Source organism: Streptomyces sp. NBC_00247 (genome assembly GCF_036188265.1).
Lineage (GTDB): Bacteria > Actinomycetota > Actinomycetes > Streptomycetales > Streptomycetaceae > Streptomyces.
Genome location: NZ_CP108093.1, coordinates 3,138,167 through 3,150,738 on the forward strand (window position 1 = coordinate 3,138,167; position 12,572 = coordinate 3,150,738).

At 70.5% G+C, this 12,572-nt stretch carries 12 protein-coding genes; 4 read left to right on the forward strand and 8 right to left on the reverse strand.

All coding sequences use genetic code 11. From position 1 onward, the window contains the following. Positions 1-130 precede the first annotated feature (130 nt). The 3 genes from OHT52_RS13225 to OHT52_RS13235 form a co-directional block, all read right to left on the reverse strand. Complete coding sequence (locus OHT52_RS13225; RefSeq protein WP_328720348.1) at positions 131-301, reverse strand: hypothetical protein; 171 nt, start codon at positions 299-301, stop codon at positions 131-133. Between the two features lie 677 nt (positions 302-978). Then, a complete protein-coding gene (locus tag OHT52_RS13230; protein ID WP_328720349.1) occupies positions 979-1,332 on the reverse strand; it encodes a PRC-barrel domain-containing protein in 354 nt (117 codons plus the stop codon). Positions 1,333-1,629: 297 nt separating this feature from the next. Further along, positions 1,630-1,791 carry a hydrophobic protein gene (locus OHT52_RS13235; protein ID WP_266707077.1) on the reverse strand — a complete coding sequence of 54 codons (162 nt, stop codon included), beginning with the start codon at positions 1,789-1,791 and terminating at the stop codon, positions 1,630-1,632. A 273-nt stretch (positions 1,792-2,064) separates the two neighbouring features. On the opposite strand from OHT52_RS13235, the gene OHT52_RS13240 reads away from it, so the two are divergent. Next, a complete protein-coding gene (locus OHT52_RS13240; protein ID WP_328720350.1) occupies positions 2,065-2,310 on the forward strand; it encodes a DUF6332 family protein in 246 nt (81 codons plus the stop codon). A gap of 85 nt (positions 2,311-2,395) precedes the next feature. Here the strand turns inward: OHT52_RS13240 and OHT52_RS13245 are convergent, their stop codons facing one another. Then, positions 2,396-2,953: a hypothetical protein gene (locus OHT52_RS13245; RefSeq protein ID WP_328720351.1), complete on the reverse strand. Its 558-nt coding sequence runs from the start codon at positions 2,951-2,953 to the stop codon at positions 2,396-2,398. A gap of 156 nt (positions 2,954-3,109) precedes the next feature. Continuing rightward, complete coding sequence (locus tag OHT52_RS13250) at positions 3,110-4,003, reverse strand: glycoside hydrolase family 19 protein (RefSeq protein WP_328720352.1); 894 nt, start codon at positions 4,001-4,003, stop codon at positions 3,110-3,112. Positions 4,004-4,521: 518 nt separating this feature from the next. Here OHT52_RS13250 and OHT52_RS13255 point away from each other — a divergent pair. Both OHT52_RS13255 and OHT52_RS13260 read left to right on the forward strand, forming a co-directional pair. Then, entirely contained in the window at positions 4,522-6,777 is a 2,256-nt protein-coding gene (locus tag OHT52_RS13255; protein ID WP_443046571.1) for a serine/threonine-protein kinase, read from the forward strand. Between the two features lie 219 nt (positions 6,778-6,996). Then, positions 6,997-8,505 carry a PstS family phosphate ABC transporter substrate-binding protein gene (locus tag OHT52_RS13260; protein ID WP_328720354.1) on the forward strand — a complete coding sequence of 503 codons (1,509 nt, stop codon included), beginning with the start codon at positions 6,997-6,999 and terminating at the stop codon, positions 8,503-8,505. Positions 8,506-8,622: 117 nt separating this feature from the next. Here the strand turns inward: OHT52_RS13260 and OHT52_RS13265 are convergent, their stop codons facing one another. Further along, entirely contained in the window at positions 8,623-9,906 is a 1,284-nt protein-coding gene (locus OHT52_RS13265) for an adenylosuccinate synthase (RefSeq protein ID WP_328720355.1), read from the reverse strand. 185 nt (positions 9,907-10,091) lie between these two features. On the opposite strand from OHT52_RS13265, the gene OHT52_RS13270 reads away from it, so the two are divergent. Next, positions 10,092-10,970, forward strand: coding sequence for a diacylglycerol kinase (locus tag OHT52_RS13270; RefSeq protein WP_328720356.1), 879 nt, complete (start codon positions 10,092-10,094; stop codon positions 10,968-10,970). Between the two features lie 77 nt (positions 10,971-11,047). Here the strand turns inward: OHT52_RS13270 and OHT52_RS13275 are convergent, their stop codons facing one another. After that, positions 11,048-11,797 carry a hypothetical protein gene (locus tag OHT52_RS13275; protein ID WP_328720357.1) on the reverse strand — a complete coding sequence of 250 codons (750 nt, stop codon included), beginning with the start codon at positions 11,795-11,797 and terminating at the stop codon, positions 11,048-11,050. A gap of 87 nt (positions 11,798-11,884) precedes the next feature. After that, complete coding sequence (locus OHT52_RS13280) at positions 11,885-12,463, reverse strand: GbsR/MarR family transcriptional regulator (RefSeq protein ID WP_443046572.1); 579 nt, start codon at positions 12,461-12,463, stop codon at positions 11,885-11,887. Between the last annotated feature and the right edge of the window lie 109 nt (positions 12,464-12,572).

Sequence of the window (12,572 nt, forward strand, 5' to 3'; positions counted from 1 at the left end):
CACAGGCACGGCGAGGTCGCGCCGTGTGCGCGTCACTCGTTCGTGCGATGTGGGCTTCCGGTTCCTCAACCTTTCCCACTGGGCGTCGCTCTGTAAAGGAGTGACGGACCAAGCACGTCGGCTCCCCTCGTCAGAGGCGGCCGACGGGAAGGAAAGGCACCACGATGAAGAGTTCGAGCACAACGGCGTCCGGCTCGTCGGCACTCATCCGAGCCGTCGCCCTCACGCTGCTCGGCGCGCTCGCCACGCGGATGTCGTACGGCGGAATGGCCAGGGCGTCCGGCAGTGGCAGACCGGGCATGGCGCCGGGCATGGCGCCGAGCAGCGGGCCGGGCGAATACCCCGGCGGGATCGTGCGGAGTCATCTCGTCCCAGGCACACGGGGGGAGCCGACAACCGTCTTCGCGGACATCGGACCGCACCTTGATCTCAGCCCTTCGGGCAGGTTCCGGAGTTTGGGCACGCTCCGAGCAAAAGGGAGCGGCCGGAGCGCACTTCATGGGGAAATTCGCCCCGGGTGGAGACCGCGCCCCGTCCCCGCCGTACCCGGGCCGCCCGAATCGGTGGTGCCCATCGCGGAGATGCTCACCGACGGGCCTCACCTGAACCAATCAGCCGCCCTATCCGCGCCCGAATTCCACCACGTATCGAGACCGGCCGTACGCATCCCGCATTCCGAACGCCGACAGGAAGGAACGCATCCCCCCGGGGGATCGCCGCGAGAGAAGATCGCACCGCTCTCGCAGTCGAGGAATTCGGCCCGGCGCGCACTCGCCGGAACAGGCCCCCAGGCGAACCAATCAGGCGCACGGAAAGCGGGCCGGACCAGGCAGAGTGGTTCTGCCCGATCCGACCCGCTGGGTTCCGGTGACCGCGTGCGGCGGTCTCACTTCCGCGAATTCCTGTCGGGAGCGATCTCCCGGACGGAAGGAAGTCACGTGGCGCGGGGACCCGTTCGCGTTCTGACGCACGCCGGCGTCAGATGCGACGGTGCCGCCCGTAGTGCTCGCCCGTGGTCTCGAAGAACTCGGGGTTCCCCAAGTGGGAATCCTTGTCGAACTCCGGAGCGCTCTTGATCTGCTCCTTGTCGAGGTCCACGTAGACCTTCTTCTCCTCCGGATCGACCCGGCGCACCGTGCCTGCCGGAAGCAGTACGTGCCTGCCGAAGATCCAGACCCCGGTGTCGACGACCAGGTAGGAGGAGCCGACCTCGTCGGAGTGCTTGTCGACCTTGCCGATGCTGCCGTCGGTCGCTTCGACCTTGTAGCCGATCAGATCGACGCCGGCGGTGTGGCCGGCCGTGGGCTGGTAGCCCCAGATGTTCTCGCTCATCTCTACGGCTTCCTCTCTCGTTGCCGGAAGGTGATGACTTGCTCAGCGGGACGGGATCCTCCGCCCTACGAGCGGCTCCCGTCCTGAACTTCGCCTGCCCGGCATCCCGGAGCTCATGCGCCCCACTCTCCCCTCATTTTCAACAAACTCGTCCGACGCCAACCCATATCGCTTTACGGACACCCGGATTGCCCTTCCATTCACCGCTTGAGACAGGGAGAACGCCGAAAAGGGCCCACCCATCGGGAGTGGACCCTCTTCGTTCAGTACCTGCGTCATTCCGGTGGTTCGTACGAACTACCACCGGTACCAGCGGTGGCTGCCACCCTTCGGACGGGCCACGAACCCGATCAGCCAGAGAACAAGGACGATCGCTGCGACGATCCACAGCGCCTTGAGCGCGAATCCCGCACCGAAAAGAATGACGGCCAGAAGAAGAACGAGAAGCAGGGGAACCATGATTATCAACCTCCAGAGCTTCTGTTGCCCCAGCAACTCCGCCCCACACACGCGATCTCATCTGTTTCTCGCGGAATTTACGGGGCATCCGTTGACGCCATTCCGGAATCCATCCCTCACCGGAGGGCTCACCAGCGGCCACCGCCCCGGCGCCCCACCGCCCCTCCTCCCCAGCGTCAGCCCCGGCCTCGGCCCGGGCCCCGGCCCTGGCCCAGGCCTCAGCGCCGGCCCCAAGCACTGGACCCGTGCCGCGCCCGCTGCCACTCTTTGGTCATGGAAACGGGGAGACGCAGCCAGCAGGACCGGGACGAGATCACCGTGGAGATCGGCTACGCGCTGCTCAGCGCGTGCTTCCTCGGAGCCGTCGTGTTCGCCGCGATCGCCGGCCCCGCAGCCGTCTGGGACCTCTCACCCACCATCGACAAGATCCTGCTCATCACCGGGGTCTCGGTCGGGGGAGTGCTCGCGGTGCTCCGCGTCGTACACGTGCTGTGGCAGTTCGGCGAGCGCCGGTCCTGAAAGGCCGGCCCTGGCACCTCTCCACCGCCGTCAACAGGTCGAGAGCCCGGCCGGGTTCCCCCGCCGGGCGGCCCCGGGCGCGGGCTCAGAGCGCGGAGGATTCGCCGCCCCCGGACGTCTCCTCGCCCGGGGCCCCGGCATCCAGGACCTCGACCTCACCGACTGCGGCAAGCAGCCAGATCGGGAACTCCGGGTCGGCCTGACCCACCGTGAGGCCGAGCCAGCGGCTGGTGCCGGCAATGCGCCAGACCTGCATGCTGCCGGCCAGGTTGCAGAGCTGCCCCAAGGGTTCGGGAGCCGTGGAAGCCATCTCCGTCTCGTCGTCACCCGCCAGCCAGGGCCACAGGTCGATCGTCTCGGGCTCGCCCCAGCGCTCGGTGAGTGCGGTCGCCACGGCACTGAACTCGGCCTCGATCTCCTCCTCGGCCGGTTCCGCCGTCTCCTCGTGCGGCCCGTCCCAGAAGTCCTCGCTCGCCCGCAGGATGAGCAGGTGATGTCCGGGACCGCTGCTCCGTACCCCGCTGTCTTCCGCCTCGTCGCCCTGCGGGAACGGCAGGCCGAGCACACGGTCGACGAGGGCGACGCGCTCGGCGGTCGTGGTGGGGGTGGGCAGGCTGCCGTGGTCGGACGTCTCGGGTGTCATGCACACGGATCTTGCCAACGTTGCCTCCGGAACGCCGAAGCGGGGGGTGCGGCACGGCCGGTGGCCGGTCGCACCCCCCGCCCGGTCATGCGAAGGAGGAGGTGGAGACGGTGGAGCGCAAGCGGTTCGGGGGGCGGCCCCGAAGGGAGAAGGGGATCAGCAACTCAGGTTCGAGCCGGGGGTGACACCCAGGATCGAGGTGAACGACTGGTACGAGTTGATGCGGCTCTGGACCTGGGCGGGGTTACCGCCGTTGCACTCGATGGAGCCGTTGATGGAGCGGATGGTCTCGCCGAACCCGGCACCGTTGACCATGGCGTTGTGCGGGGTCATCGTGCCCGGGCCGCTCTGGGTGTTCCAGTACCAGAGGGCGGTCTTCCAGGCGACGGCTGCGTCCGTCTGGACGAGGTTGGGGTTGGACAGCAGGTTGATGCCCAGGGCGTCACCCGCGGCCTTGTAGTTGAAGTTCCAGCTCAGCTGGATCGGACCGCGGCCGTAGTACGCGGACTGGCCCGCCGGGCAGCCGTAGGACTGCGAGGTGTCGCAGTAGTGCGAGTAGTTGGCCGTGTTCTGCTCGACCACGTACACCAGCCCGCCGGTCTCGTGGTTGACGTTGGCGAGGAAGGCCGCCGCCTCCTGGCGCTTGACCGTGTCACTGCCCGTGTTGGCGAAGCCCGGGTAGGCGCTCAGGGCGGCGGTCAGACCGGAGTACGTGTAGAAGGAGTTCCGGCTCGGGAACATCTGGTTGAACTGCGACTCACTGACGACGAAGCCGGAGGTGCTCGGCGTGCCGGGGTCGGTGGTGCCGCCGGTGCCACAGGTGCCGGCGTCGGACCAGACATCGGTGGTGCCGGGAATTTCGTTCTGGGTCCACCACTTGGCGGTCCAGTTGTGTCCGCCTCGGGAGGCCGAGTCGCCACCCCAGTAGACGGACGAGGAGTTCCAGGCGGGGGCACAGGTCGCCGCGGAGGCCGTACCTGCGGGGAGGACGACGACTGTTGCCGCTACGGCCGCCGCTGCGGCGAGAAGTCCCATGACGCGTCGGAACACGTGATCACTCCTTCGGTGCGACGCTGCGTCCTGACTTCTGACCGGTCCGGAGGCGCGCCGTGTTGTGGGGGTGCGGACACTCAAGCGAGAATGGTCTGGACCTGTCAAGGTCTGGACCAAGCTTCCTCCACCCCTCGCCGGGGAGCCCCGCGCCGGACCACCGGTTCACCAGATGCCTTGCACCCGTCCCCAACAGGCCCTATACGTCCGTGCGTTGAGGGCAGCCCGCCGCCGGGCGGTGCTCCATGACACCAAAGAATTCGGACCGCTCCACCTCCACCGGAGCCCCTCCACCGCAACTCAGTTCGAGAGAACGATCGGCTCCGAAGCTCGATCATCCGAGCGGATTCCCTTGGACGCGGAGCACGCCCGGCAGATTCCGCTTCGGCCATCGGGGCGCGGGACCGCGCTGCTCGGCCGACCGGTGTGCGAGTATCCCGGACGTGGACCCGCTGACTCCGCAAGATCCCCCTCGTGTGGGCCCGTTCCGGCTGCTGGGGCGGCTCGGCACGGGAGGTATGGGACGCGTCTATCTCGCCCGCTCGGAGAGCGGGCGGACCGTGGCGGTGAAGGTCGTGCACGCCCAGTTCGCGGTGGTGGACGAGTTCCGGATCCGGTTCGCCCGGGAGGTCGCCGCGCTGGAACGCGTCGGCGACGCCGGCACCGCTCCGGTAATCGCGGCGGACACGGAAGCCGCGCTGCCGTGGGTGGCGATCGCGTACGTACCCGGCCCCTCGCTCCGCACCGTCGTGGGCGACCGGCGTCCGCGACGGGACAAGCCCGCACAGGATCAGCACGGGTGGGACCAGCACATGGGGGACCAACGCGCACCGGACGGGCTCACACGGGGTGGGCTCACCCAGGACGGACTCACGCGGGACGGACTCGGACAGGACGGACCCGTCCAGGACCGACCCGTCCAGGACGAGCACGCGCAGGACGGCGGGCAGCGCCGGGGTGCCGCCGAGCACGGCACACCCGAAGCCAAGCCGGACGCGAGGCCGTTGCCCGTGGCCTCCGTGCGCTTCCTGGCCGCCGGGCTCGGGCGGGCGCTGATCCACATCCACGCGGTGGGCCTCGTCCACCGCGACCTGAAGCCGTCCAACATCCTGCTCACCGTGGACGGCCCCCGCATCATCGACTTCGGTGTCGCCCGTGCCGTGGAGACGGTCACGGACGGCGGCTTGACCAGCACCGGCGCGGTGATCGGCTCCCCGGGCTTCATGTCGCCCGAGCAGGTGAGGGGCGAGAAGGTCACCGCCGCCTCGGACATCTTCTGCGTCGGTGCGGTCCTCGCGTACGCGGCGACCGGGGTGCAGCCCTTCGGAGCATCCGACAGCGGGGTGCACGCGATCATGTTCCGGATCGCGAACGACGAGCCGGACCTGACCGCGCTGCCCGCCGAGCTCGTCCCACTGGTGCGGTCCTGTCTGGACCGGGACCCGGGCCGCCGCCCCACCGCCGAAGCGCTGGCCCGGTCGGCTCCGGCTCGGCGGGACGGGCAGCCCGAGGCCTGGCTGCCGCCCGAACTCCTGGCCGTACTCGGTTCCCAGGCGGCCCGCCTGCTGGACACGGACACGCCCGTCCCCGAGAGCGTCGACCCCACACCCACCCCGCCCGACGACCGGCCGACACCCCGGCCAACACCCCGGGCAGCGCCCCGGCCGACGCCCCCGGTACCAAAGCCGGAAGCGCACCCCGCGTCCAGCCCCCAGGCTCAGGGGAACGGCCACCTCCGGAGGCGTTCCGCACTGGTCGCCGCCTGTGCGGTCACCGGACTCCTCGGCTCGGGCCTGGCCCTCCACTACTACGCCTCCGGCGGGTTCGGCAGCCTGGGCGGATTCGTCGGTCTCGGCGAATCCGCCGACCTCGCGAAGGACGACGACAACACCAATAACACCGACAACACCGCCACCCGCGACATCGACGCCCGCGACCACGGCAGCAGCGACGACTTCGGCGACAATGGCCCCCGCCCCCGGGGAAACTCCGGCCCCGGAGACGTCCCCGAGGTCTACCTCGGTGCCTGGGAGGGCGTGCTCAGGGGCGCCGAGAACGCCCCGTACGAGACCCGCCGGATCGAGATCGAGCAGGGCACCAGGGGCCACCGGACCGCCACCTACGTCCAGGTCTTCGGCGAGCGCCTCTGCGTGGGCCGGTCCGTCCTCGTCGGCGCCGACGAGGAACACATCGTGTTCGACGAGAGCGATGTGACCACCGGCGTCCCCGCGGGCCGGTGCACTCCGGTCGGCCGTCAGACGCTGGCCGTGCGCTCGCCCGACGTCATGGAGTGGACGTCCGGGGCGGTCCACGCGACGTTCCGTCGCGCCGCGGGCGGCCCCCGCGCCGTTCCGGCCACCTTCCTCGGACACTGGATGCGCGCCCCCGAGCCGGGCCCCCGGCCCAGGCGTCCGTACCAGTACGACCTCACCGTCACGCAGGGGCCGGTGGGCGCACCGCTCGTCCGGTACGTATCGAGAACTCCCAAGCTGGACTTCGACACCGGGCTCCCGGCCCCCGACCCCGTCGACTGCGCGAGCACTGCCCGCGTCGGAGGCGTGGGCGGCGTGGGCGGCGTGGGCGGCGTGGGCGGCCTGCTGATCGCCGGGCCGGACACGCTCTCGCCGGTGGACCGCTCCGACCCCGACTGCTTCTCCGACGGCTCGCAGTACCTGCGGGTCGACACCTATCAGGGCCGCGAACGGCTGCTGGTGCACGGCATGAGCGCGGTCGGCGAGGACGACGAACCCGGCGAGTACTACCGGGTCTTCTGACCTCCCGCGAGAGCCCTCCGATCCACCCCCGGTCGCCGCACGCAGGGCCAGTGCCGGGGCGAACGGACCGTGTCCGGGCGCCAGTTGAACAAGAGGCGAACACCGGCCGACAACACTCGCTCCGCACCCCCGCCCCCGCTCTCCCCCTCGTACGGTGGGCCGCCCGAGGGCGCGCCGGTGCGCGCCCCGCCGGTACGCACGAAGGAGTGCGAGGCAGCCGTGAGTTGGTTCACCGCCGAGAACGTCGTGGCCGTCGCGACCGCCGCGGTCGGCGTGCTGGTCTCCGTGGGGGTGATCTGGTACGAACGACGCGTCCCGGCCCAGCGGCGCATCGGGTACCGGGTCCAGATGGACACCCCGATCGGCAGCGGCGTCAACGTCCGGCTGGGACTCTTCGACGAGACCCCCGACATGTCGGACGCCACCCTCGTCCTGCTGCGCATCGAGAACGACGGTTCGCAGTCCATCTCCCGCGACGACTACACCGGCATCGACCGGCACGGTCTGACCGTGGAGTTCGGCGACCGGACGGTGCGCGGGACAGCCGTCACTCAGCCCGTCGAGTCCGGCCATCTGATGGAGCACTTCACCCCGGCCGCCGGGATGCGTCAGGAGGGCGGTCTCATCCGGCTTCCGCGCGTGCCCCTCAACCGCCACCAGCACTTCAAACTCCTCGTGCTGCTCACCGGCGGCGAGGTGGGCAGCCCGATCCGGGTCGTCGGCGGCATCCGGGACGGGGACGTACGGGTCAACAGCGCGGCCCGCCCCGACGAGAAGCCGCCGGTGTTCAGCCGGGCGGCCCGGTTCATCACCGTGGCCCTGACCCTCGGGGTCGTCACGCTCTCCTCGATCATCCTGGTGCTCGACCGCACCCCGCCGCCGGTCGAATGCGCCAAGGGCTCCCTGCGGGTGGCGGGATCCACCGCCTTCCAGCCGGCCGTGACCGAACTGGCGAAGCTCTACACGCAGGCGTGCGAGGGCTCCTCGATCGACGTGGACATGCACGGCAGCGACGCCGGGGTCCGCCTCCTCGCCGAACGCGGCGCCTCACCCGCCACGGTCGTCTTCTCCGACGACCCGAAGCCCGGCGGCTACCCGCGACTGAGCGAGAACAGCAGGGTCGCCGTGGTGTTGTTCTCCCTCGTCGTCAACGACAAGGTGCGCCTGAAGGATCTGTCGCTCGACGACGTACGGCGGATCTACCGGGGCGAGATCCGGAACTGGAACCACTTCCCCGGCAACCCCGACCTGGAGATCCGGCTCGTCAGCCGGGACGCGAACTCGGGCACCCGGGTGGCTCTCCAGCGCCGGGTGCTGGACGGCAACGAGCCCATCCCCACGTCCTCCCGCGACTGCCGCACCTCCGACGACCCGAAGGCGCTGGTCACCCGGTGCGAACTGGGCAGCACCGACGAGGTGCTGCGCACGGTCGGGTCCGTCGACGGAGCGATCGGCTACAGCGAACTGCGCACCGGGGCGGCCGCGCCGAAGGGGCTGCACCGCGTCACCATCGGCGGCAAGGAACCGTCCCCCGGAAAGATCACCACGAACGGTTACCCGTACTGGGTGGTCGAGTACGCGTACACCTACCGAGAACCGGCAGCCGACTCGCTCGCGGCCCGCTTCCTCGACTACGTGAACAGCCACGGCCAGCAGGCCCTGCGCGAGCACGGCCACCTGCCCTGCTCGGCCCCGCAGGCGTACCCGCTGTGCGGCGACGGCCCCTGACGGCCACCGCCGGGACCGGGAAAGCGGAACGTACCGGGAACCGGAACGGCCGCGGGCCGGGGCACGGAAGGTGTCCCGGCCCGCGGCCGTCGTCGTACGGTGCTCCCGCGAGAACCCCTACAGGAACGAGTTGATCTCGATCGTCTCGGTGCGGCCGGGGCCGACGCCGATCGCGGAGATCGGTGCACCCGACATCTCCTCCAGCGCCTTCACGTAGGCCTGCGCGTTCTTCGGCAGGTCGGAGAAGGTCTTCGCCTTGGTGATGTCCTCGGACCAGCCCGGCAGGTTCTCGTAGATCGGCTTCGCGTGGTGGAAGTCGGTCTGGTTGTAGGGCAGCTCCTCGACGCGCTTGCCGTCGATCTCGTACGCCACGCAGACCGGGATCTGCTCCCAGCCGGTGAGCACGTCGAGCTTGGTGAGGAAGAAGTCCGTCAGGCCGTTGACCCGGGTCGCGTACCGCGCGATCGGAGCGTCGAACCAGCCGCAGCGACGGTCACGGCCGGTGGTGACACCGCGCTCGCCACCGATGCGGCGCAGCGCCTCTCCGTCCGCGTCCAGCAGCTCCGTCGGGAACGGGCCGGAGCCGACGCGCGTGGTGTACGCCTTCAGGATGCCGATGACCCGGCTGATCTTCGTCGGGCCCACGCCCGCACCGGTGCAGGCGCCGCCCGCGGTCGGGTTGGACGAGGTGACGAAGGGGTACGTGCCGTGGTCGACGTCGAGCAGAGTGCCCTGGCCGCCCTCGAACAGGACGACCTTGCCCTCGTCGATGGCGTTGTTGAGGATCAGCGTCGTGTCGGCGACGTACGGCTTGATCTGCTCCGCGTACTGGAGCATCTCCTCGACGATGCCCTCGGCCTCGATCGCGCGGCGGTTGAAGACCTTGGCCAGAAGCTGGTTCTTCTGCTCCAGGGCCGCCTCGACCTTCTGGACGAGGATCGACTCGTCGTAGAGGTCCTGGACGCGAATACCGACACGGTTGATCTTGTCCGCATACGTCGGGCCGATTCCACGGCCGGTCGTGCCGATCTTCCGCTTGCCGAGGAAGCGTTCGGACACCTTGTCGAGCGTGACGTTGTACGGAGTGATCAAATGAGCGTTGCCGCTGATCAGGAGCTTGGACGTGTCGACGCCACGGTCGTTCAGTCCACTCAGCTCGGAGAGCAGCACGGCCGGGTCGACCACGACACCGTTACCGATCACCGGGGTACAACCCGGCGACAGGATTCCGGAGGGGAGGAGATGCAGTGCGTACTTCTGGTCGCCTACGACAACCGTGTGACCGGCGTTGTTGCCGCCCTGGTATCGCACCACATAGTCGACGGATCCACCGAGGAGATCGGTGGCCTTCCCCTTGCCCTCGTCACCCCACTGAGCACCGAGCAGCACAAGTGCGGGCACAGGCGTACACCCCTTCCGGGCGGGGCATGTCCAAGGTCAGGGGCGTACGTAAAGGTCGTACTTGCCATACGACGATGTACGACAAAGCCTGAGCCGTCGAACCGGGTGCCCCGGAATAGACGAAGCCCCTGGCGCAATAGCGCAAGGGGCTCTTGCACCAAGATGCTACCCGAGGAAGGACCGAGGTGTCGGCTGCAGAGCCCCCCGGCGACGACGGCCACCAGCTGCTGGTGGTCATCGACCCGGTTGCCCGCCGGACCGACGGCGAGTCCGTCCGTATCGCGAAGGACGTGCTGAACGCCGGAGCGCACGCCAAGATCTCCCTTCCGGACACCCCGGAGGAGTTCGCCCGCGCCCTGTCCCGGCGGGGCAGCAGGCGGCCGGTGGTCATCGGCGACGACCATGCCCTGCTCCGCGCGGTGGCCCAGTTGCACCGGGACCGGGAGCTGGCCGACAGCGCCCTGGCGCTCGTCCCCGTCGGCGCCCCGCCCGCTCTGCGGCTCGCCCACTCCCTCGGTGTGCCGCGCGGCGCGGTGGCGGCGGCGCGGACGGCGCTGGACGGGGCGGTGCACCGTCTCGACCTGCTCGTCGACGACAGCGACGGTGTGGTCCTGGGCGCCGTGGACGTCCCGGCGCCGCCTTCCGACCCCGGTCAGGGCACGGACGGCACGGCGTCTCCCGCCCACTCGGGCGTCACGGCCGTCTGGGACAGCTGCGTCTCGCTGGTCCGCACCCTGGTCCGTCCCCTCCCGCCGACGGCCACGACCGGGGTCACCGGCTACCGCCTGCGGGTGGAGGCCGACGGCGTCCTCCTCAACGATCTGGACCGGGCTGTGGAGGCCGTCACCGTGACCTCGCTGAACGGCGGCGGCCTGGCCGAGGTGGTCGTGCGCGCGTCGAGCGGCGAGACCGTGACGGCGGAAGCCAAGGCGGTCACGGTCTCCGGCCCCGATTTCCGCTACCGCGCCGACATAGAGCTCCACGGCCCGGTCCGGCGGCGGACGTGGACGGTGTGGGCGAACGCCTGGGGGCTGATGGTCCCGGCGGCCGAGGCCGCGGCCTGAACCCAGGAGGACGCGGGCCCGGCGACCGACAGGGACGGGCTCACCGCCCCTTGCCTTCTAGGCCGTGTCGAAGCCTTCTAGGCCGTGTCGAACTCGGCAGGTCCGCCCCGCAGATCCACCCGCAGCCCGTCCTGCGTGACCGTGACGGCGGTGGGGCGCAGGCCCAGCGCGTCCGCCGCGCGATCCGAGGCGGTCGCCCCCGTACCGCCGCCCGTACCGTCAGCCGTCAGAGCGGTGAGGGCGGACTCGATGGTGTCGGTCACGGACTTCGGGGCGGCGACACCGAACATCGACGCGCCGGTCAGGGTGAAGCGGACGGTACCGTCGCGCAGCTCGGGCCGGATGTCGGCCCGTCCGAGGCCGCCCCCGCCCAGGGAGATCCGCAGCGTCCCGTCGGCCGGCCGGGGTTCGACACCGCCGACCATCGCTCCGAACGCGCCGCCGGCCGCCGCGACCCGGCCGCGCAGGGCCTCGGCCGGTATCTCGGCGCGGGCGCTGCTGCCGGACACCGAGGCCCGGCCGCCTCCCTCGGGAGCGGTGAGGTCCGTGAGTTCCGCGTCGACCGTGACTCCGTCGAAACCGTCGAGCGTGGCATCGTCCGCATGCAGGGTGAGGGTGCCCAGCTCGCCGCGGGTGAGCGCCACGAGACCCCAGCCGTCGGTGTCGGCCGTCACCTCGGCGCCGAGCCGTTCACCGGCCAGCTTCTCCACCCGCCCGTCCACCACGTGCCGGGCGAACGCCTCGGCGCCGCCGGCCAGGGCCAGCACTCCGGCGAGGACGGCGCCGCCCAGTACGGCGGTGCGTCGCCGCGCGGGCCAAGTCTTCATGCGATGCCTCCACGGCGGTCGTCCACGGTCCAACAAGCCACGTTCCAGCGGGCCACGTTCAGCGGGCCACATTCAGCGGTCGGCGGTTCAGCGGTCGGCGGTCAATCCCGCCTCCGGCCCGGCGGCTCCCCGGCGGGACTCCTGACGGGCCTTCCAGCGCTCCATCATCGTGACGATCTCGTCCTGGACGAACGCGAAGAACTCCGCCGTCTCCGCGAGCCGCGCGCCCGCCGGGGTGCCCTCGCCGAGGGAGCGGGCCCCGTCGCGGAGGGTCTGCTCCCAGCGGGTCATGACCCGGTCGCGTCCGGCGAAGGTGGTGTACCAGATCTCGTGGTGGAGCCGGTACCGGTCGCGTCGGGAGCCCGGTTCGCGCTCCCGGCCGACCATGCCGACCTGGGTGAGGTACCCGATCGCGCCGGAGACGGCGGCCGGGCTGATCCGGAGCTCGCAGGCGAGTTCGGCCGAGGTCATGGTGGCGTCGTCGTCGGCGAGGAGCGCGGCGAAGACCCGTGAGGCCATGCGCTGCATGCCGGCTTCCGTCATGTCGGCCGCGAACCGCTCGACGAACCGCGAGACGGCCTCCCCGTCCCTGGCACCCGCGCCCGGACGCTCTCCGGAATCCGGTCCGGCGCCGCTGCCGCCCGTACCGCCCGCACTCTCGCCCATCGCCGTTCCGTCCTCCCGATCCGGCCCTCCGGCCGGTCCTCCAGGGGATGTCAGGGGTGTTCCGCCCACTCCCGAGGGTGTTCCGCCCACTTCCGCACGCCCTGGCTCC